Raw genomic sequence first — 21,302 nt, forward strand, 5'->3', positions numbered from 1 at the left:
CTATTCCGGCTGAAAGCCGCCGATCAGGCGGCGCAATCCGAAAAGCGCACCGACCCCGATCGCGGCAAGGGTGACAGGCCCCGACCAGGCCAGCGTGGCAAAGGCCGAAACGCCCTGCCCGACCGAACAGCCCAGCGCGATCACCCCGCCGACGCCCATCATGGCGGCGCCCGAGACCTGACGACCCAGTTCGCGCGGATCCTCGCAGGCCTCCCAGCGGAACATGCCGCGCCAAAGCGATCCGGCCAGCGCGCCCAGCATGACCCCCGCAACCGCGCCCACCGAAAAGGTGATCCCCCCGGCGGTTGAGGTCATCAGCCAGATCAGCGAACGCCCCAGGGGCGCGGTGAAGGACAGCCCCTCGACCTGCACGGCGGCGAAACTTGCATCATTCAGCGCGCTTGTCGCGGCGAAGGACCAGACCACGGCCAGCCCCGCCGCCACACCCCAAAGAACCATCTTCGGCGCGGTGCGCAGCGGCGCATGGGTCAGCGCCCAGACCAGAAGCGCCACCGCGATCAGCCCCGCGACCAGCAAGAGCGGCAGCCCCGTCGCGCCATTGACCATCTGCGCGATGCCCTGCGCCGATGCGGCATCGGCCTGCGGGAACAGCATCAGGCGCAGTGGGGCCAGCGGGCCGGACAGGGCAACAAAGCTGAAAATGCCCATCACGACCACCACGACCAGCGACCGCAGATCGCCGCCGCCGAAGCGCACCAGCGCGCCGAAACCGCAATTGCCCGCCATGGCCATGCCATAGCCGAACAGCAATCCGCCGAAGACCGAGGCCAGCGGGTTCCACGCGATCTGATGATAGAAGGTGCCCGCAATGTCGATCAGCCCCAGCGCCGCCCCGCCATAGGTACCAAGGATCGCGACGCCCAGCACCACACCCCAAAGCCGCAGCCGCCGCTGATCCGCGCCGTAAGCCGCCGCCTCGATCGCGCCCAGCGTGCAGAAATCGCCCAGCCGCGCGGCCAGCCCCAGAACCACGCCGCCCACCAGACCGGCAAGGGCCGCCAGCACCCCGAAAGGAAGCTCCTCCATCGTCTTTCCCCCCTCCTTCGGACGGGCCGCGAAGGGCCCTATCCGGTCTTTTCTTGCCCCATCCCCGAATGGGGCGCAGGATCTCGGCCCCCTCGTCAGCCCGGATTGCAGAACATGTCATAGACCAGCGCGACGGCGCGGCTCACTTTCGGGTCCTGAATCGAGTAGAAGATCGCCTTGCCGTCGCGCCTGGCCGAAACCAGCCCCTCCAGCCGCAGGCGGGCAAGCTGCTGGCTGACCGCTGCCTGCCGTGACATCAGCAGCGTTTCAAGCTCGGTCACGCTTTTCGGCCCGGAGGACAGATGACACAGGATCATCAGCCGCCCCTCATGCGCCAGCGCCTTGAGAAAGCTGGCCGCCTCGGTCGCGGCTTCCATCATCCGTTCGGGCGGAACGGTCGCGCAGTCTGCGTCACCCGCTTCGGGTTCCGGGGCACTGTCCTTCACTATCCTGACCGAATCTGGCGCCATGGCCCGCCCTGTGTTCTGCCGACCTGCCGCCGGGCCTCTTTTCCGAAGTATTGCATGCGGCCCCGCGACTTTGCAAAGCCTTCCCGCCGGACGGTTGCTGCCCGGTTCAGGGTCGGCACAGCCGTCATCCGGTCTGGGCCCCGGCCCGTTCCAGCATCATGCGCAGAAGCCCCCAGAAGAAATCCTCCCCCGGATAGCCCTCGATCCGATCAATCTCCTGCCCGTCACGCACAAGGATGAAGGTCGGGGTAAAGACCGGACGGGAGCGGAAATTCACGCCATGCGGCATCGGCGCGCGCAGGTCCAGCCGTTCCAGAGGCGCCGCGCGCCCCTCATCGGTCAGCGGATAGGCATCCCCGACCTGTTCGTTCCACATCTCGCAATAGATGCAGCCGATCTGTTCGACCATGTAAAGCCGCAGATCCGATGTCTGTGCGCCTGCGGGCAGCGCCGCCCAAAGCAGGCAGAAAGACAGCAACCATCCCCCGCAAGCCGCCCGCAGCCCCCCCCACAGTCCCGGCCGCTTGCCGGCACGGGGCCGCAGGCCAGCCCCGGCCCGCCCGGACAACTGCGCAGAAACGGACATGATTGACGGCCCTCCCGAAATATCATCACATTGTAATATGAATCAGCGAAGGCGCAAGCCTGCCGCTGGAAGGAGGAGAGCGCCCGTGTTTGATATCAGTTACGGCGGCGCCGCGCTGGCGGGGCTTTTGTCCTTCCTGTCGCCCTGCATCCTGCCGATGGTGCCCTTCTATCTGTCCTATATGGCCGGTCTTTCGATGCAGGAGTTGCGCGGCGACGGCCAGATCGCCCCCGGGGCGCAGCGCAGGCTGGTGCTGCAGGCCTCGGCCTTCGCGCTTGGTGTGACCTCGATTTTCGTTTTACTGGGGCTGGGGGCGACGGCCCTTGGGCAGGCCTTCATCCAGTGGAAGGATGTGCTGTCCTATGTCGCGGCGGCGGTCCTGCTGATCTTCGGGCTGCATTTCCTCGGGATCATCCGCATTCCGTTCCTCTATCGTGAGGCGCGGCTTGAATCGAAGGCCGAACCGACGACGCTGATCGGGGCCTATGTGATGGGGCTGGCCTTCGGCTTTGGCTGGACGCCCTGTGTCGGCCCGGCACTGGCCGCGATCCTGTTCATGGCCTCGGCCTCGGGCGATCTGGTCAAGGGCGGCACGCTGCTGCTGGTCTATGGGCTGGCCATGACGCTGCCTTTCGTCATTGCCGCGCTGTTCGCCCGGCCCTTCCTTGCCTTTGTCGGCAGAAACCGCCGCTATCTCGGCCATGTCGAGAAACTGATGGGCGTCATGCTGATCGTCTTTGCGGTGCTGATCGCCACGAATTCGGTTGCCTATATCGCCGATTTCATGATCCGAAACTTCGACTGGAGCGGCACGCTCCGCTGAAACTGGAGGTCCCGATGTTCAGAACCCTCGCCCTGCCCTTGCTGATGGCCGCAGCACTGGCCCTGTCCGGCCCTGCAGGGGCTGTCGAACTGGGGGATGACGGCCTGCACAAACCCGACTGGCTGCGCGAAACCTTCCGCGACCTGCGGGAAGATCTGGATGAGGCGAACGCCGAGGGCAAGCGCCTGCTGATCCTGTGGGAACAGCGCGGCTGCATCTATTGCACGCAGATGCATGAAGAGATCTATCCCGATCCCGAGATCGACAGCCTGATCCGCGACAGCTATTTCGTGGTGCAGATGAACCTGTTCGGCGATATCGAGGTGACCGATTTCGACGGAACCACCCTGCCGGAAAAGGACATGGCCCGCCGCTGGGGTGTTGTTTTCACGCCCACGATGATGTTCATGCCTGAGGTGGTAAACGAAGGTCAGACCGCCCAGAATGCCGCAATCGTCTCGATGCCCGGGGCTTTCGGCAAGGGCACGACGGCGGCACTCCTGACATGGGTGCGCGACAAGAAATATGAAAATGGTGAGCATTTTCAAAAGTATCTGGCAGAACGCATGGTTCAGTGAATGCGGCCTGACAGGATGACCCGGCGCAAACATGCAAGAATTTAAATATCTTCATTGCATACATCGGCATGCCTGGTCTACCATTGGATTCGGAGGACAGAGGGAGGTCTGCATCCATGACAATCAAGGGTATTCTGGCCTTTGCCGCGATGGGTTTCGCCGGCTCTCTGGCCATGGCAGAGGTCGCGCCGGAAAATGTGGCCTATACTGATGGTGCGATTGAAACGTCGCTGACCGGCACGCCCGGTGATCCGGTCGCGGGCGAAAAGGCGATGACAACGGCATCGCTGGGCAATTGCGTTGCCTGTCACAGCGTGACCGCGCTTGAGGCCTATCCGTTCCACGGCACAATCGCCCCGCCGCTTGACGGTGCGCCCGACCGCTGGTCCGAGGCCGAATTGCGCGGCATCGTTGCCAATGCCAAGATGATGTTCGATGGCAGCTTCATGCCTGCCTTCTACAAATCCGGCCCCTATGTGCGGCCCGGTGACGCCTATACCGGCAAGGCAGGGACCGAGCCCCTGCCGCCGATCCTGTCCGCCCAGCAGGTCGAGGATATCGTCGCCTATCTCATGACGCTCAAGGAATGAGATAAAGACCCGAATTCCGACCCAGTATTTCCGGCCTTTGCTGCCGGACCCGACAAAGGAGAACCCGATGAAACTGTCCAGAAGAGAGGCGCTTGTGCTGGCGATCGGCAGTGTCGCTGCCGCAGCGATCCCGATGACCGCCTATGCCGCCGTCGAAGAGGCGATTGCCACGTTCACCGGCGGCGCGGCTGTCGGTGATGCGGGCGTGACCCTGACCGCGCCTGAAATCGCCGAGAACGGCAATACCGTCCCGGTCAGCGTTTCCGCCCCCGGCGCAACGTCGATCCTGATCGTCGCCGCCGGCAACCCGACCCCGGGTGTGTGCCAGTTCAACTTCGGCGAGGCGGCCGGTGCGCAGGCAGCTTCGACGCGGATGCGTCTGGCCACCACCCAGGATGTCATCGCCATCGCCAAGATGGCCGATGGTTCGTTCGCCCGCGCCTCATCCGAGGTGAAGGTGACAATCGGCGGCTGCGGCGGCTGAGCGAGAGGAGAGAAACACCATGGCAAACGACGTCAAACCCCGTGTCCGCGTTCCGAAATCCGCCAAGGCGGGTGAGAGTATCGTTCTCAAGACCCTCATCAGCCATCCGATGGAAACCGGTCTGCGCAAGGATTCCAGCGGCGCGGTCATTCCGCGTGCCATCATCAACCGCTTCACCTGTGAAGTCGCGGGCAAGATGGTGCTGGATATGACGCTGGAACCCGCGATCTCGACCAATCCCTATATCGAGTTCGAAGCGGTGATCGAGGAAGCAGGCGACATCAAGTTCACCTGGTATGATGATGATGGCTCCGTCTACGAAGACGTGAAGCCGATCACCATCGCCTGATCGAGCAGCCACATATCCAATGGGAGGAAACGATATGCAGCCGCGGACCATCCGGAACGTTCTGGCCGCCTCTGTGGCCCTTGGTCTTGCCGTTACCGGCATGGCCTCTGCCGACCCGGTTGATGATGAACTCATCATCGACGGCGACCTGAAGATCGTGACCCAGGCCCCGGCGCCAGAGCATCTTCAGGATGTGATGGACACGATCTGGTCGGGCTGGCATTTCCGCGAGGATGACACCCGCGCCATGCAGATGGATGATTTCGACAATCCCGGCATGATCTTCGTGGATCGCGGTCTGGATCGCTGGAATGCCTCGATGGGAACCGAGGACAAGTCCTGCGCGTCCTGCCATGAAGGGCCCGAAAGCATGAAGGGCCTGCGCGCCGTGACGCCCCGCGTCGATGAGGCGACAGGCAAGGTCATGTCGATCGAGGATTACGTCAATGACTGCGTGACGACCCGCATGGGGGCCGAGGCACTTGGCATGACCTCGGCGCCGATGAAGGATCTGCTTGCGCTGATCTCGATGCAGTCGCGCGGCGAGATCGTGAATGTCGCCATCGACGGCCCTGCCGCGCCCTTCTGGGAACAGGGCAAAGAGATGTATTACACCCGGTATGGCCAGCTTGAGATGTCCTGCGCGAACTGCCATGAGGACAATTACGGGCTGAATATCCGCTCGGACCATCTGAGTCAGGGACAGATCAACGGCTTCCCGGTTTACCGGCTGAAGGATGCCGGGCTTGTCACTGCGCGGCAGCGTTTCGTCGGCTGCGTCCGCGACACCCGCGCCGAGACCTTCGGTTCCGGATCGGATGAATTCAAGGCTCTGGAACTCTACGTCGCCTCGCGCGGCAACGGGTTGGCGGTCGAAGGCGTTTCGGTCCGCCACTGACCTGATTTTCCCGGGCGCACCACCCGCGCCCGGGGACCTTCAGACCATTTGTTTGGACATTTTCAAGGCAGGCACTGGCCGGAAACAACGCCCTTGGGCGCGGGATGGATCTTTGCCGGAATACAGGAGAACACCATGATCTCGCGCCGCGAGTTTCTTCAGGCATCGGTTGCGGCTTCGGCCATTGTCGGCGTCTCGGGCATCGGCAACTGGTCGCGTCTGGCCGCCCAGCAACGCCTGACGCAGGATCAGTTGCTGCAATTCGACACATTCGGCAATGTGACGCTGGTCCATATCACCGATATCCATGCCCATCTGAAACCGATCTGGTTCCGCGAACCCGATACCAATATCGGTGTCGGTGAGGTGAAGGGCCTGCCCCCCCATATCACCGGACTGGACTTCATCCGCGAATTCGACCTGACCGAAGGCTCACCCGAGGCCTATGCGCTGACCCATAGCGATTTCACCGCACTGGCGAAAACCTATGGACGCATGGGCGGCATGGACCGCGTCGCGACGGTGGTGAATGCCATCCGCGCCGACCGGCCCGAGGCGATCCTGCTGGATGGTGGCGATACCTGGCATGGCTCGATGACCTCGCTGATCACCAAGGGGCAGGATGTCGTCGATGTCATGAACCGCCTTGGCGTCGAGGCGATGACCTCACACTGGGAATGGACCTTCGGCACAGAACGCGTGCAGGAGATTGTCGACGGCCTGCCCTTCCCCTTCCTCGGGCAGAATATCTTCGATGCGGAATGGGATGAACCTGCCTTCGACCCCTATACGTTCTTTGAACGCGGCGGCGTGAAGATCGCGGTGATCGGGCAGGCCTTCCCCTATATGCCGATTGCCAATCCCGGCTGGAAGTTCCCCGAATACAGTTTCGGCATCCGCGACGGGCGGATGCAGGAAATGGTGGATGAAGTCCGCGCCGAAGGGGCCGAACTGGTCGTCGTGCTGTCGCATAACGGCTTTGATGTCGACCGCAAGATGGCCAGCCGCGTGACCGGCATCGACGTGATCCTGACCGGGCATACGCATGATGCGATCCCCGAACCCGTGCTGGTGGGCGAAACCATCCTTATCGCCTCGGGCAGCCATGGCAAATTCGTCAGCCGCGTCGATCTGGATGTGCGCGACGGGCGGATGATGGGCTTCCGGCACAAGCTGATCCCGATCTTTTCCGATGTGATTGCGCCCGATCCCGAAATGGCCAGCCTGATCGACGAGGGTCGCGCGCCCTATAAGGACCAGCTGGAAGAGGTGATCGGCAAGACCGAAAGCCTGCTGTATCGGCGCGGCAATTTCAACGGCACATGGGATGACCTGATCTGCGACGCCATGCTGTCGGAACGCGACGCGGAAATCGTCATGTCCCCCGGTGTCCGCTGGGGTGCATCCTTGCTGCCCGGCGACGACATCACGCGCGAGGATATCCATTCCGTCACGTCTATGACCTATGGTGAATGCTATCGCACGGAAATGACGGGCGAATTCCTGAATGTGATTCTTGAGGACGTGGCCGACAACCTGTTCAACCCCGATCCCTATTATCAGCAGGGCGGCGATATGGTCCGGGTCGGCGGCATGGGATTCCACATTGATGTGTCGCAAGCCATGGGCAGCCGCATCTCGAACATGACCCTGCTGAAAACCGGTGAACCCATCGACCCCGCGCGCAATTACGTCGTCGCGGGCTGGGCCTCGGTGAATGAGGGAACCGAAGGGCCGCAGATCTGGGATGTGGTCGAAAGCCATATCCGCAAGATCGGCACCGTCAAGCTTGAACCCAACAGCTCGGTCAAGGTGACCGGGGTCTGACAGACAACCAAGGAGCGTTCGCGATGACCGACGAACCCATTACCACGGGGGGCAAGGGAAGCTCCCGCCGGGCCTTCCTGCGCGGAAGTGCTGCCGCAGGCGCGGGCCTTGTTGCCGCGACCGCTGCTGCACGGGCCGCCGACCCCGATCCGCTGATTACCGAAGTGCAGGACTGGGCGTCCTTTTTCGGTGATGCCGTTGACGCCCATCCCTATGGCAGCCCGATCCATTTCGAAAGCCATGTGGTGCGCCGCAATGTCGAATGGCTGACCGAAAGCCCGGTCTCATCCATCAACTTCACGCCGATCCACGCGCTTGAGGGCACGATCACCCCGCAGGGCTGCGCGTTTGAGCGGCACCATTCCGGCGCGATTGAGCTGTCCAAGGCCGATTACCGGCTGATGATCAACGGGCTGGTCGACCGCCCGCTGGTCTTTACCTATGCCGATCTGGAACGCTTTCCCCGCCATGTGATGACCGCCTTTTGCGAATGCGCGGCCAATGGCGGCATGGAATGGGGCGGCGCGCAGCTTGAGGGCTGCCAGTTCACCCAAGGCATGATCCACAACATGGAATATACCGGCGTCATGCTGCGCGACCTTCTGGCCGAGGCCGGCGTACAGACGGAAGGCAAATGGATCTATGTCGAAGGGGCGGATGCCTCCTCCAACGGCCGTTCGATCCCGCTGGAAAAGGCGCTGGACGATGTGATGGTCGCCTTCTACGCCAATGGCGAGGCGCTGCGGAAGGAACATGGCTACCCCGTCCGTCTGGTCGTTCCGGGCTGGGAAGGCAATATGTGGGTGAAATGGCTGCGCCGGATCGGGGTTTACGATCAGGCGGTCGAGGGGCGTGAGGAAACCTCGAAATACACCGATCTGATGCCCGACGGGCGGGCGCGGAAATGGACATGGGTGATGGATGCGAAATCCGTCATCACCTCACCCAGCCCGCAGGTGCCGATCCGTCATGGCACGGGGCCCTTGGTCATTACCGGGCTGGCATGGTCGGGCAATGGCGCGATTGCCCGCGTCGATGTCTCGCTGGATGGCGGTGTGAACTGGCAGACCGCGCGCATCTCGGGCGATGCCAAATCCAAGGCGCTGACCCGGTTCCATCTGGATATCGACTGGGACGGGTCCGAGATGATGCTGCAATCGCGCGCCATGGATGAAACCGGCTATGTCCAGCCGACCAAGGACGCGCTGCGGGCCATTCGCGGCACCAACAATGTCTATCACAACAACGCAATCCAGACATGGTGGGTGCGCGCCGACGGGGAGGTTGAAAATGTCGAGATCGCTTGAGTTCCCTGCCATTCTGGGGATTGTCGCGGTTGCCGTGACCGGATCGGTCGCGACCTTCCATGCGATTGCCGGTCCTTCCAGCCACTCCGCCCCGGTTGAGGCGGCGGCCCAGGCCGTCCCGCCCGCCGCCGAAGCAGCCCCGGAAACGACAACGGCAAGCGCCCCGGCGGCAGACCCGGCCCCCGCTGCGGCAGCGGAACCCGCTGCCGAAACAACGGCCCTGACCCCGCCTGCAGACACTCCGGCGCCCGCAGCCAATGCAGTGACAGAGGCAGAAGCAGAGGCTCCCGCCGCCGAAGCGGAAATCGTTCTGGCACAGGCCGACGCCCCGGCAGAAACCACCCCTGACCCTGCGCCCTCCACCACATCAGCAGAACCCACAATCGCGCGGGAACCGCTGGGCCTTGGCCGCACGGCCCTGCCCGAAGAGATCCTGGCATGGGATGTCGCGGTGCTGCCCGACGGGCAGGGGCTGCGCGAAGGATCAGGCGATGTGGCCACCGGTGAAGAGGTCTTTGTCGAATATTGCGGTGCCTGCCATGGCGATTTTGCCGAAGGCATCGACAGCTGGCCGGTTCTGGCGGGCGGCATCGGCTCGCTGACCAATCAGCGTCCGGTCAAGACGGTCGGCTCTTACTGGCCCTATCTGTCCACCGTCTATGACTATATCCACCGCTCGATGCCCTTTGGCGCGGCGCAGACGCTGTCGGTTGACGATACTTATGCGATCACCGCCTATCTGCTCTATTCCAATGGTGTGGTCGAAGATGATTTCGTGCTGACGCATGAGAATTTCACCGAGATCACCCTGCCGAATGCCGCCGGGTTTTATGTCGATGACCGCGCGGAAAGTGAATATCCGCTGTTTTCGGGCGAACCCTGCATGACCGATTGCGGACCCGCGCCGCAGGTCACAAGACGCGCCGTCGATCTGGGCGTGACGCCCACCGATGCCGATGGCCGCCCGGCAGGCACGATGCCGGTGATCGACCTGCCTGCCACAGCCGAATCGGGCGAACCCGCCGCGCCTGCAGAGATGACCGCACAGGCCGAAACCGTGACCGAAACCCCGGCAGAGCCTGCACCAGAAACACAGACCGGGGCCCCCGCTGCCGAACCCGAGTCGGAGCCGGAGCAAAGCGCCGGTCTTGATCCGGCGCTGGTGGCCGCAGGGGAAACGCAGTTTCGCAAATGCGCGGCCTGCCACAAGGTCGGCGAAGGCGCCGCCAATGGCGTCGGCCCGCAACTGAACGGCATTGTCGGGCGCGTCGCGGGAACGACAGACGGCTTCCGCTATTCCAAGCCGATGACGGATGCAGGCGCAGAGGGGCTGGTCTGGGATGCAGACTCCCTTCACTCCTTCCTCGAAAACCCGAGGGGCTTTATTCCGCGCAACAGAATGTCCTACAACGGGCTGAAGAACGAAGAGGACCGCACCGCCCTCATCGCCTATCTTTCCAGCCTGACGGAGTAACCGCATGACAGGCCGACGCCTTTTTCTTGCCGGCCTTGCCTTCACCCTTGGCCTTGCGCCGGGGGTGAAGGCCGATCCCTTGGGCGATGCCGAACACGGCGCGACGCTGTTCAAGCGCCAATGCGCGGCCTGCCACCAGATCGGCCCCGATGCGGTCAACCGCATCGGCCCGCACCTGAACGGGGTTTTCGGACGCCGGCTGGGCGGGCTGGACGGGTTCCGCTATTCGAATCCGATGCAGCAGATGGGCGCGGACGGGACCGATTGGACCATCGAGCGGCTGGATGCCTATATCGAAAATCCGCGCGGTTTTCTTCCCGGCACAAGGATGAGCTTTCGGGGAATGACGGATGGAAATGACCGCAGCGCGCTGATCGCCTTTTTGCGCGACTGGTCCGATCAGCCGCAGGACATTCCCGAATCCGCCCCCACCGCCACCCGGACCGAACCGCAACTGCCGCCCGAGATCCTCGCCATTGAGGGGGATGCGGAATATGGCGAATATCTTTCCTCGGAATGTTCCACCTGCCACAAGCGCGACGGGTCCGATGATGGCATCCCGTCAATCCTGAACTGGCCGGAAGAGGATTTCGTCACCGCCATGCATGAATACAAATCCCGGTTGCGCGAACATCCGGTGATGCAGATGATGGCAGGCAGGCTTTCGAATGAGGAAATCGCCGCATTGGCAGCATTTTACGCTACTTACGGGGAATGACGATCCGCCAAGGACCGCAAGACTGGCGGCAAAGAAGGCCGCCCCAAGAATCGCAACAGGGAGGAAACCTGCGATGACACTGAACAGACGCCTTTTTCTGGGCACGCTGGCCTCTGCCAGCGCCGCCCTTTCCGCCCCCATGGTCTGGGGTCAGGCCAAACCCCATGTCGTGGTGATCGGCGGCGGGGCCGGTGGGGCGACCGCCGCGCGCTATCTGATGAAAGACAGCGAGGGCGCGCTGGACGTGACCCTGATTGAGCCGAACGCCACCTATTACACCTGCTTCTTCTCAAACCTCTATCTGGGCGGGTTCCGCGATTTCGACAGCCTTGGCCATACCTATGGCAAGCTGGCCGATATGGGCATCAAGGTCGTGCAGGACATGGCGACCGGCGTGGACCGCGCGGCGCGCACAGTCACGCTGGGCAATGGCGATGTGCTGAATTACGATCGGCTGGTGATCGCGCCCGGCATTGATTTCGTCGATGATTCCGTGCCCGGCTGGTCGCTGGATGTGGCCGAGGTGATGCCTCATGCCTATAAGGCCGGGCCGCAGACGCAGCTTCTGAAATCGCAGGTCGAGGCGATGCCGCAGGGCGGCACCTTTGCCATGGTCGCGCCTCCGAACCCCTATCGCTGCCCGCCCGGCCCGTATGAGCGGATCTCGATGGTTGCGCATCTGTTGAAAACCAACAATCCGACCGGCAAGATCCTGATCTTCGATCCCAAGGAAAACTTCTCGAAACGCGCGCTGTTCGAGGAAGGCTGGCAGAAACATTATTCCGGCATGGTCACCTGGATCGGCCCCGATCTGGGCGGTGCGAATGTCGAGGTCCGTGCCGACACGATGGAGGTCATCGTCGATGGCGAGGCTGAAAAGGTCGATGTCTGCAACGTCATCCCGGCCCAGAAGGCGGGCATGATTGCGGCCACAGCGGGCATCACCGATGACGCGGGCTGGGCGCCGGTCGATCCGGCCTCGATGCGGTCAAAATCGGATGAGAACATCTATGTTCTGGGCGATGCCTCGGCGCAGGGTGATATGCCGAAATCCGGTTTTTCGGCCAACAGTCAGGCCAAGGTTGCGGCCATGGCGATCCGGGGGGAGCTGACCGACAGCCGTGTGTTCCCGGCGCGCTATTCCAACACCTGCTGGTCGCTGATCGCGCCCGATGACGGGGTGAAGGTCGGCGCGTCCTATGAGCCGACCGAGGAAAAGATCGCCTCGGTCGAAAGCTTCATCAGCGAAACCGGTGAGGATGCCGCCCTGCGCAAGTCCACCTATGAGGAAAGCCTCGGCTGGTATTCCGGCATCACCGCCGACATGTTCGGCTGATTTCCAACCCATCGGCGGGCGGTCCCTGTGACCGCCCGCCCGCATCGACGGATTGTCCCATGTTCCTGACGCGCCGCACCTTCCTGACCCGCAGCACTGCGCTTGCCGCCACCACCGCCCTGCCGGGGCGTCTTTGGGCAGGCACGACGCTGACGATGGGCGATATCCGCATCGACACGCTGTCGGATGGCAATCTTGTGCTGCCCGGCGGTTTCGTGCTGGACGGCGCCCCGGATGAGGCGACCGAGGTGCTGGCCTCGCTGGGCGTTCCGACCGACCGGTTTGAACCGCCCTGCAACCTGACCCTGCTGCGCGACGGCACGAATACGGTGCTGTTCGATGCAGGATCGGGCCCCGATTTCATGCCCAGCGCCGGCAAGATCCTTGAGGCGCTTGAGGCGGCGGGACTGGGGCCCGAAGAGATCACACATGTGATCTTCACCCATGCCCATCCCGACCATATCTGGGGCCTGCTGGATGATTTCGACGAACCGGTCTTTCCAGAAGCCGATTACATGATCGGGCAGGCCGAATACGATTACTGGACCGATCCCGATACCGTGAACACCATCGGCGAGGCGCGGATGACCTTTGCCGTGGGGGCCGAACGCAGGCTGGCCGCGATTGCCGACCGCACCGCGTTCCTGACCGACGGGCAAGAGGCGCTGCCGGGTATCACCGCGCGGCTGACCCCGGGCCATACGCCGGGCCATATGTCCTTTGTCATCGGCGCGGGCAGTGATGCGGTGATGGTTCTGGGCGATGCCATCGGCAACCCGCATCTGGCTTTCGCGCGGCCGGAATGGCCCTCGGGGTCGGATCAGGATCCCGAAACCGGGCGGGCGACGCGCAAGGCCCTGTTCGATCAGATCATGGCCGAGGATATGCCCGTGATCGGCTTTCACCTGCCCGAGGGCGGTATCGGACGTGTCGAGCGCGCCGATGACGGCTTCCGCTTCAACGCCGGGATCTGAGCGATGCGCCCGGCTTTTGGCTTTCTCGCCGCATTTGGGCTTGCCCTGACGGCCACAGCGGCCTCTGCATCCGAGGATATTCCCGACAAGTATCCGCAATCGGTGCTGTATAACAAACCGGTTGAGGTGATCCCCCATGTCTGGACCGCCATCGGTGCCACCGCGCCGCCCACCTATGAAAACGCGGGCCATAACAATAACCTGAGCTTTCTGGTCACCGGCGATGGTGTGGTGGTGATCAATTCGGGGGCCTCCTTCCGGCTGGCCGAGGCACTGCATGCCGAAATCCGCAAGGTCACCGATCAGCCCGTGCGCCTTGTCATCAATGAAAACGGTCAGGGCCATGCGATGCTGGGCAATAATTACTGGATCGCGCAGGGCGTTCCGGTGCTGGCCCATGCCGATGCCGCCGCAGAATTCGAAGACGACGCCGGGCAGGCGCTGGCCGCGTTGCAGAATTACGCGCGGGAAAATGCCGAAGGCACCGAACCGATGGGCCCGACCGAAACCTTCGAGGACAGCCGCGAGATCACAATGGGTGCGATGCGCATTGAGGTGCTGCATCTTGGTCCGGCCCACAGCCCCGGCGATACACAGGTCTGGCTGCCCGATCTGGGTCTGATGATCGCGGGCGATATCGCCTTTCATGAACGGATGCCCCCGATATTCGAGGGCACCTGCACCGCCTGCTGGATCGACACATGGGACACAGCACTTGTGCCGCTGGCCCCGGTCCATGTGATCCCCGGCCATGGTCATCCGACCAATATGGCACAGGTCGCACGCTATACCCGCGATTACCTGCTGCACCTGCGTGGGGTCGTCGGTGCCTATCTGGACGAAGGCGGTGATCTGGCCGGATCCTACTATCTCGATCAATCCGCTTATGCCCATCTGGACACGTTCGAGGAACTGGCGACACGCAATGCGGGCGTGGTCTTTGCCGAGATGGAATTCGAATAACCCCTTGCAGATCAGGGCTGAAAGCGGAACCTTTCGCCCTGACCACAGGGAGGCCGATCATGTCCGACGCCATCGCAATCCGCCACGCCGCCGCACAGGATTTCGCCCGCAAGGCGGGGGATCTGGCGCAGCGTTATTTCGACGCTTTCGACCGGCTGACCATCGACGCAAAGGGCCATCAGGATTTCGTGTCCGAGGCTGACCGAAACGTCGAGGCCCTGCTGCGCGAGGCGATCACGGGTGCCTTTCCCGATGACGCAATTCTGGGCGAGGAGGACAGCCCCAAACCCGGGACATCGGGCTTTACATGGGTTCTGGATCCGATCGACGGCACCACGAATTTCATCCATGGCATTCCGGGCTGGACGGTGGTGATTGCACTGGTCCAGAACGGGGAATGTGTCGCGGGTGTGATCCATGACGCGGTGCATGACGAGATGCATCATGCGATCCGGGGCAAGGGGGCCTTCTGCAATGACCGCCCGATCCGCGTTCTGTCCGGGCGCAGCCTGCAGAACGGATCACTGGGGGTCGGCTATTCGGGCCGGGTGGCCGAGACGGGCATCATCAATCTGGTGCGGCTGGTGGTGGAACGCGGCGGCATCTTCTATCGCAACGGGTCCGGCGCGCTGAGCCTTGCACTGGTCGCCTCGGGGCGGTTGCTGGGTTATGTCGAAGAGCACATGAACGCCTGGGACTGTCTGGCCGGCATGTTGCTGGTGACCGAGGCGGGCGGGCGGGTCGAGATACCCGACCCCGCCACCGTTCTGGATCAGGGCTGCCGCGTCATCACCGCCACGGCAGAGCTGTATGACGAGGTGCTGGCGCTTTCAGAACAGGCCTTTGGCTGAACCGGCCCAAGCAGGGCGGATCAGGGGACGGAACGGTGGCCCAAGCGGAACGAGCTATTTCCGCTTGCGCTTGGGCGTCGCGGGCGCCTCGACCTCTGGCGTCTCATCCTGTTCCGGCGCGCGCTCGGGATCCATCAGCAGAACCGCCCGCACCGCCTGCGCGGCCTCGGCCCCCTTCTTCACGAAATGGGTCGCGAAGAAATTGAAATGCTCGGCCGTGGGCTGGAAATGATGCGGCGTCAGGGAAACCGAAAACACCGGCACCCCGGTTTTCAGCTGCACATCCATCAGCCCCTGCACCACGGTCTGCGCCACGAAATCATGGCGGTAGATGCCGCCATCGACCACCAGCGCCGCCGCCACGATGGCATCGTAATGCCCGGTCTGCGCCAGACGCTGCGCCAGAAGCGGCATCTCGAATGCCCCCGGAACATCCCATGTCACGACATGGGCCGACTGGCCCGACTGACCCATATCGCTGGCAAAGCCCTGCAGCGCCTGATCGACAATCTCGCCATGCCAGCGGGCCTTGATGAAGGCGATACGCATCTTGCGGGACATGCAAACTCCTTTGGATAGATCAGGGGCGCGAGTTCAGTCCGCCGAACCCGGCAGGCTGAAGCTGTCCGCCTCGAACACGGTATGGATCACATGCCCGTCCAGCATCTCGATCAGCGGGGCCGAGGCGGCCTTGCTGGCCCAGCGGGTCGGGCTGGCAAGGGCCTCGGCGATATGCGCGCGTGTCTCGAATGTCATCGCCATGACCAGCGGAAAGCGGCTGTCCTCATCATCGCTTTCAACATCGCGCAGCACCTGCAGCGCCAGAAGATTCGGGAATTTCTCCCAATGCGGGCGGACCTCATTGCGCCAATGGGCGTGAAAGGCCTCTTCCATCCCCGGCCGGATGCGGCCTTTGAAGAATGCGCAGCGAATGAACATGGCGGTGCCTTTGCTATGGTCGCGATCTGCCCGCAGCATAGGCACAGGGGCGGAAATGGAAAGGGTTTGTGGTCAACGCGTCGCGCGGATCACGCCGGCACCAGAACCGGGCCGTTCTGCGCGAAGGACAGCCGCACCTCCGACCCGACGCGCAGCGGCTGGGTCACATCGTCCAGCACGGCGAACAGCGTGCCGAACGGCGCCTCGACCGTATATTCCATGCGGCTGCCGACATAGGTGGCCTTGACGATCCGCGCGGCCATGCCGGGTGCGGCCATATCCGCATCAAGGCGGACCCGCGAAGGCCGCACCGCCAGACGGGCCGGGCCGGGCGCCATAGCCCGCGCCGCCAGCCTTTGGCGATAATCCGCAATCCCGACCTCGGCCTGATCGCCCGAAACGGTCAGGATCTCGCAGGGGATCAGATTCGCCTCACCAATAAAATCGGCGACGAAGGCATCGGCGGGTTCTTCGTACAGCTGCCGGGGCGTGCCCTTCTGCGCGATGGCGGCGTTGCGCATCACCACGATTTCATCCGACACGGCAAGCGCCTCTTCCTGATCATGGGTGACATAAACCACCGTCAGGCCAAGGTTCTGCTGGATCTCGCGGATCTCCTCCCGCACCTGACGGCGCAGCTTGGCGTCAAGGTTCGAAAGCGGTTCATCGAACAGCAGGACCTGCGGTTCCAGCACCAGCGCCCGGGCCACGGCCACCCGCTGCTGCTGGCCGCCCGACAATTCCGACGGCAGCCGCGCGCCGAATTTCGACAGGCCCACCAGCGCCAGCCCCGCCTCGGCCCGTTCGCGCGTCTCGGCCTTGCCGAAGCCTGAAAACTTCAGCCCGTAGCTGACATTTTCCAGCACCGTCATATGCGGAAACAGCGCATAGGACTGAAACACCATCGACACATCGCGGTCGGTCGCGGGCAGGCTGGTCACATCGCGGTCGCCGATCAGGATCTGGCCCCGGCTGGCCATTTCCAGCCCCGCAATCATGCGCAGCGTCGTCGTCTTGCCGCATCCCGACGGCCCCAGCAGCGTGACAAGCGTGCCCGCCGCCACCTCAAGGTTGATGCTGTCCACCGCGACCACATCGCGCCCATAGATCTTGGTCACGTTGCGGAAGCTGACCGAGGCCGCCTTGGCGTTGATACTGGCCATTCTAATGTCCCATTCCTGCCGCGCCCCGGCGCCCGATCTTCGTGCGCCCGACCACCAGTTGCATCAGCCCCACCGCCGCCAGCATGACGAAGATCAGCGCCGTGGAATAGGCGATGGCAAGGCCGTAATCATTGTTCTCCACCCGCCCGATGATATAGCTGGTCGACATGTCATAGCGCGCCGAAACAAGGAAGATCACCGCCGAGATGGCCGTCATCGCGCTGACGAAGGAATAGACCAGCGCCGCCACGATGGCCGGTTTCAGCAAGGGCAGGATCACCGCGCGGAAGGTCTGCCAGCTGTTCGCCCCCAGGGTAAGGGACGACTCGTCAAGGCTGCGGTCCAGCTGCGACATGGACGCGATGCCCGCCCGCACCCCCACCGGCATGTTGCGGAACACGAAACTGATGACAAGGATCAGCCCGGTCCCGGTAATCTCGATCGGGGGCACGTTGAAGGCCAGAATATAGGCCACCCCGATCACCGTGCCCGGCACCGCAAAGCTCAGCATCGTGCCGAATTCGAAACTTTGCTTGCCCTTGAAATCCTGCCGCGTCAGCAGATAGGCGGTGATCAGCCCCACCGCCGCCGTCAGGGGTGCGGATATGGTCGCGATCATGATCGTGGTCCAGAAACTCGACCATGCGGACCCCGACCAGCGGATGCCGTTCTCCCCCCAGCCGACGGCAAAGGCGGTGCGGTAATGGTCCAGCGTCAGCGTATGATCCAGCCCCCAAAGCTGCACAAGCGAGCCATAGACGATATAGGCATAGACCGTCAGCGTAAACGCCCCCCACAGCCCCGCGACGACATAGACCGGCACCGACAGCCCGCGTGGCATCAGGGGATGCACCCCCGCATCACCCTTGCCGGTAACGGTGGTATAGCTTTTGCGCCCCAGCCAGAACCGCTGCACCCAGAAGGCCCCCAGCGTGAAGAACAGCAGCACGAAGGCCAGAATCGCCGCGCGGCTCTGGTCATATTGCGCGCCGACGATGGCAAAGAAGATCTCGGTCGACAGCACATCGTAATTGCCGCCCAGAACGAGCGGATTGCCGAAATCGGCCATGCTTTCGATGAACCCCAAGAGGAAGGCATTGGCGAGCCCCGGCCGCATCAGCGGCAGGGATACGGTGCGGAAGGTCTGCCAGCGATTGGCGCGCAGGGTTTGCGCGGCCTCCTCCATCGAGGGGGAAACGCCTTCGACCACACCGATCATCACCAGAAAGGCGATGGGGGTGAAGGCCAGAACCTGCGCGATCAGGATGCCCGGCAACCCGTAGATCCAGCGTGTCGGTGTGATGCCGAACCAGTCCGCAACCGTCTGCGTCACCGTGCCCGACAGGCCGAACAGCAGGATGATCGCAAGCCCGATCACGAAGGGCGGGGTGATGATCGGCAGCACGGTCAGAGCCCGCAGTGCGCGCTTGTAGCGGAAGGAGGATCGCGTCAGCAGCAGCGCGAAAACCAGCCCCAGAACGGTGGTCAGGATGCCGACCAGAACCGCAAGGAACAAGGAATTCCACGCCACGCCACAACGCCCGCCCGACAGGCAGCCAAGGCTCCAGATCCGCTGATCAAACAGTTTCGACAGGAAAGTGCTGCCGGAATAGCCCCCGCCATCTGCGACAAAGGCCGCCCCCAGCATCTTGACGATGGGAAAGAAAACGAAAATCGCAACGACCGTGACCACGCCGCCGATGGCGCCGGTCACAAAGACATCGCCATTGACCGCGCCGCGCGCCGCGATGCCTTGAGTAAACAGGAACAGAAAGGCCGAGGCCGTCAGCAACGCGCCATAGCCCATGCCGAACTGCCGGTCCCCCAACTCTCCGAACAGCGCGACAAGCCAGGGCGCGGTAAAGCCGCGCAAGCCGATCCCCAGACCCTGCGCCACCAGCCAGGCAAAGCCGAAGCCCCCGGCAACGATCAGGATCTTGCCATACAGATCATCACTCTTGCGCCGCCGGATCACCAGCAAGGGCAGGATCAGTGCGACCAGCATCGGCGCCAGCCACAGTTTCTGCCCCTGCGCGATCAACAATGCTGCGGGGGCGTAATCGCTGTAGAAGGGCCAGCCATCGGCCAGCCAGCGGAATTCCCAGAAATCCTCAACCCCGTACCAGGGCAGAACGGCATAACCGACCCATCCCGCAATGATCCAGAAGATCAGAACGGGATGGGCGGCACTTTCACTTTTGGCAAGGCGCAAGGACGTTACCGGCGCTTATTGCGGCAGACGGGAAACGTCATTATCCCATTTTTCCAGCAGGCGGCGGCGTTCTTCGGACGAGCCGTATTTGACGAAATCATAGTCGATCAGCTTGATCAGATCCATGTTCGGCGCAAGGTCCGAGGATTCGGCAGCCATGTTCGACATGACCTGAAACGCATTGACCTGCAGCGCCAGACTTTGCGCCTCGGCGCTCAGCGCCCAGTCATAGAAGGCCTTGGCCTGATCCATGTTGCGCGCGCCCTTGATGATCGACATCGACCCGATCTCATATCCCGTGCCCTCACAGGGGGCGACGATGGAAACGGGGAAGCCCGCAACCGCCGTGGCCACCGCATCATGCAGGAACACGATGCCGACCGTGGTTTCGCCCTGTCCCGCCGCCTTGATCGGGGCCGAACCGGATTTGGTATATTGGTTCACATTGGCATGAAGGCGTTTCATGTAATCAAAGCCCGCCTCCTCACCGAAAAGCTGCACCATGGTGGCCAGCGCGGTATAGGCGGTGCCGGACGAATTCGGGTTCGCCATCTGGACATGACCCTTGAATTCCGGCTTGGTCAGGTCTTCCCAGCAGGCGGGTTCGGGCAGGTTGTTGCTGGCCAGCAGGTCACGGTTGAAGCCAAAGCCCAGCGCGCCGGAATAGATGCCGATGGTGCGGTTGCCGGCACTTTCCGCCTGCGCGATGGCCCAGGGGTGCAGCTGGTCCCGCATGGGGGAAATATATTCCTCGGTCAGCCCTTCCTCGGCGGCCTGCAGATGCGGGTCGCCCGTACCGCCCCACCAGATATCGCCGCGCGGGTTGCTTTCCTCGGCCTTCACCTGCGCATAGGTCTCGCCTGAGGATTTGCGCGTCATGTCGACCCGGATGCCCGAGGATTCCTCAAAGCTGCGCGCCATCAACTGGCACCAGTCTTCCTGCGCGGAACAGTAAAAGCTCAGCCTGCCCTGCGCCATGGCGCCCGAGGATGTGCCGATGGTCGCCAGCGCCACAATGGACGCGGCCCAGAATTGATAACGCATGATTCCCTCCCAAGGATCGGGCCTTTTTTGCCCTATAGGATTGAGGTTGCCTTTAACCCGGGCACCATGCAACTCATTTTGTAACAGTTATGTTACGGCCCTGTGATCCTTTGGCGACGGCCGGACTCAGGTCATCCGGGCCAGTAGCGCAAGAATCTGCCGTCGCTCGCGCTGGGTCAGGGGATCCAGCGTGCGCGCGGAAACCGCCAGCGCATCATCGCGGCGTGCCAGAAACAGGGCGCGCCCCGCAGCGGTCAGCGCGACATTCAGCAACCGCTTGTCCGCCGCGTCCCGGGCAGTTTCCACCAGCCCCTGCCGCGCCAGCCGGTCCACCACGCCCTTGACCGTCGCCGCATCCATCGCTGCCTCCCGGCCCAGAAGGTTCTGCGACAAGGGCCCCTGTTCGGCCAGCCGCGCCAGCACGGCGAATTGCGTTGTCGTCACCTCGGGGATGGCCTCGGAAAACAGCGCCAGATGCCGCTGCGTGACACGGCGCAGAACGAATCCGATCTGCGCATCCAGCGCATAGGCGGGATCCTCCGCGCCTGCGGGCGGGGTCTCGGATGCTGAGTGTTCCATCTTCTCCACCTTTACGATGTAGCCTCAGCCTGCCCCCTTGCGCAACAGCGTTGACAGACAGGGGATGGCGCGCGCAGAGTGTTTGCACAC

23 protein-coding genes are annotated in these 21,302 nt (G+C 63.1%); 14 read left to right on the forward strand and 9 right to left on the reverse strand.

Annotated features, from left to right (window positions below):
- From JL811_RS04580 to JL811_RS04590, 3 genes are all read right to left on the reverse strand, one after another.
- Positions 1-1,047: a YeeE/YedE family protein gene (locus tag JL811_RS04580; RefSeq protein ID WP_202687264.1), complete on the reverse strand. Its 1,047-nt coding sequence runs from the start codon at positions 1,045-1,047 to the stop codon at positions 1-3.
- A gap of 95 nt (positions 1,048-1,142) precedes the next feature.
- Positions 1,143-1,427, reverse strand: coding sequence for an ArsR/SmtB family transcription factor (locus tag JL811_RS04585; protein ID WP_237684842.1), 285 nt, complete (start codon positions 1,425-1,427; stop codon positions 1,143-1,145).
- Positions 1,428-1,641: 214 nt separating this feature from the next.
- Positions 1,642-1,995, reverse strand: coding sequence for a thioredoxin domain-containing protein (locus JL811_RS04590; RefSeq protein WP_202687268.1), 354 nt, complete (start codon positions 1,993-1,995; stop codon positions 1,642-1,644).
- Positions 1,996-2,188: 193 nt separating this feature from the next.
- On the opposite strand from JL811_RS04590, the gene JL811_RS04595 reads away from it, so the two are divergent.
- The 14 genes from JL811_RS04595 (at position 2,189) to JL811_RS04660 (ending at position 15,275) form a co-directional block, all read left to right on the forward strand.
- Positions 2,189-2,926: a cytochrome c biogenesis protein CcdA gene (locus tag JL811_RS04595; RefSeq protein WP_202687270.1), complete on the forward strand. Its 738-nt coding sequence runs from the start codon at positions 2,189-2,191 to the stop codon at positions 2,924-2,926.
- A gap of 14 nt (positions 2,927-2,940) precedes the next feature.
- Entirely contained in the window at positions 2,941-3,504 is a 564-nt protein-coding gene (locus JL811_RS04600; RefSeq protein ID WP_202687272.1) for a SoxW family protein, read from the forward strand.
- Between the two features lie 116 nt (positions 3,505-3,620).
- Complete coding sequence (soxX, locus tag JL811_RS04605) at positions 3,621-4,094, forward strand: sulfur oxidation c-type cytochrome SoxX (protein WP_202687274.1); 474 nt, start codon at positions 3,621-3,623, stop codon at positions 4,092-4,094.
- 67 nt (positions 4,095-4,161) lie between these two features.
- Complete coding sequence (soxY, locus tag JL811_RS04610; protein ID WP_202687276.1) at positions 4,162-4,578, forward strand: thiosulfate oxidation carrier protein SoxY; 417 nt, start codon at positions 4,162-4,164, stop codon at positions 4,576-4,578.
- Positions 4,579-4,597: 19 nt separating this feature from the next.
- Entirely contained in the window at positions 4,598-4,927 is a 330-nt protein-coding gene (gene soxZ, locus JL811_RS04615) for a thiosulfate oxidation carrier complex protein SoxZ (protein WP_202687277.1), read from the forward strand.
- A gap of 34 nt (positions 4,928-4,961) precedes the next feature.
- Positions 4,962-5,825: a sulfur oxidation c-type cytochrome SoxA gene (gene soxA / locus JL811_RS04620; RefSeq protein WP_202687278.1), complete on the forward strand. Its 864-nt coding sequence runs from the start codon at positions 4,962-4,964 to the stop codon at positions 5,823-5,825.
- A 135-nt stretch (positions 5,826-5,960) separates the two neighbouring features.
- The gene (gene soxB / locus JL811_RS04625) at positions 5,961-7,652 is read left to right on the forward strand and encodes a thiosulfohydrolase SoxB (protein ID WP_202687280.1); all 1,692 of its coding nucleotides are present in this window, start codon (positions 5,961-5,963) and stop codon (positions 7,650-7,652) included.
- Positions 7,653-7,675: 23 nt separating this feature from the next.
- Entirely contained in the window at positions 7,676-8,959 is a 1,284-nt protein-coding gene (gene soxC / locus JL811_RS04630) for a sulfite dehydrogenase (RefSeq protein WP_202687282.1), read from the forward strand.
- Positions 8,943-10,433 carry a c-type cytochrome gene (locus JL811_RS04635; protein ID WP_202687284.1) on the forward strand — a complete coding sequence of 497 codons (1,491 nt, stop codon included), beginning with the start codon at positions 8,943-8,945 and terminating at the stop codon, positions 10,431-10,433. Before soxC ends, JL811_RS04635 begins: the two co-directional genes overlap by 17 nt.
- A gap of 4 nt (positions 10,434-10,437) precedes the next feature.
- Positions 10,438-11,151 carry a c-type cytochrome gene (locus JL811_RS04640; protein ID WP_202687286.1) on the forward strand — a complete coding sequence of 238 codons (714 nt, stop codon included), beginning with the start codon at positions 10,438-10,440 and terminating at the stop codon, positions 11,149-11,151.
- A 73-nt stretch (positions 11,152-11,224) separates the two neighbouring features.
- Positions 11,225-12,487 (forward strand): NAD(P)/FAD-dependent oxidoreductase, encoded by a 1,263-nt coding sequence (locus tag JL811_RS04645; RefSeq protein WP_202687287.1) that lies wholly within the window; start codon positions 11,225-11,227, stop codon positions 12,485-12,487.
- A gap of 59 nt (positions 12,488-12,546) precedes the next feature.
- Entirely contained in the window at positions 12,547-13,461 is a 915-nt protein-coding gene (locus tag JL811_RS04650) for an MBL fold metallo-hydrolase (protein WP_202687289.1), read from the forward strand.
- A 3-nt stretch (positions 13,462-13,464) separates the two neighbouring features.
- Entirely contained in the window at positions 13,465-14,424 is a 960-nt protein-coding gene (locus JL811_RS04655) for an MBL fold metallo-hydrolase (protein WP_202687290.1), read from the forward strand.
- Between the two features lie 59 nt (positions 14,425-14,483).
- Entirely contained in the window at positions 14,484-15,275 is a 792-nt protein-coding gene (locus JL811_RS04660) for an inositol monophosphatase family protein (protein WP_202687292.1), read from the forward strand.
- 54 nt (positions 15,276-15,329) lie between these two features.
- Here the strand turns inward: JL811_RS04660 and JL811_RS04665 are convergent, their stop codons facing one another.
- The 6 genes from JL811_RS04665 to JL811_RS04690 form a co-directional block, all read right to left on the reverse strand.
- Positions 15,330-15,836, reverse strand: coding sequence for a 6,7-dimethyl-8-ribityllumazine synthase (locus tag JL811_RS04665; protein WP_202687294.1), 507 nt, complete (start codon positions 15,834-15,836; stop codon positions 15,330-15,332).
- 33 nt (positions 15,837-15,869) lie between these two features.
- Positions 15,870-16,214, reverse strand: coding sequence for a putative antibiotic biosynthesis monooxygenase (locus tag JL811_RS04670; protein WP_202687295.1), 345 nt, complete (start codon positions 16,212-16,214; stop codon positions 15,870-15,872).
- Positions 16,215-16,303: 89 nt separating this feature from the next.
- Positions 16,304-17,377 carry an ABC transporter ATP-binding protein gene (locus JL811_RS04675; protein WP_202687296.1) on the reverse strand — a complete coding sequence of 358 codons (1,074 nt, stop codon included), beginning with the start codon at positions 17,375-17,377 and terminating at the stop codon, positions 16,304-16,306.
- A gap of 1 nt (position 17,378) precedes the next feature.
- Entirely contained in the window at positions 17,379-19,589 is a 2,211-nt protein-coding gene (locus JL811_RS04680; RefSeq protein ID WP_202687297.1) for an ABC transporter permease, read from the reverse strand.
- A gap of 15 nt (positions 19,590-19,604) precedes the next feature.
- Positions 19,605-20,633 (reverse strand): ABC transporter substrate-binding protein, encoded by a 1,029-nt coding sequence (locus JL811_RS04685; protein ID WP_273542479.1) that lies wholly within the window; start codon positions 20,631-20,633, stop codon positions 19,605-19,607.
- Between the two features lie 126 nt (positions 20,634-20,759).
- On the reverse strand, positions 20,760-21,212 hold the full coding sequence (locus JL811_RS04690) for a MarR family winged helix-turn-helix transcriptional regulator (RefSeq protein WP_202687299.1): 453 nt from the start codon (positions 21,210-21,212) through the stop codon (positions 20,760-20,762).
- Positions 21,213-21,302: the final 90 nt, after the last annotated feature.

The organism is Szabonella alba (genome assembly GCF_016765775.1).
Taxonomy (GTDB): domain Bacteria; phylum Pseudomonadota; class Alphaproteobacteria; order Rhodobacterales; family Rhodobacteraceae; genus Szabonella; species Szabonella alba.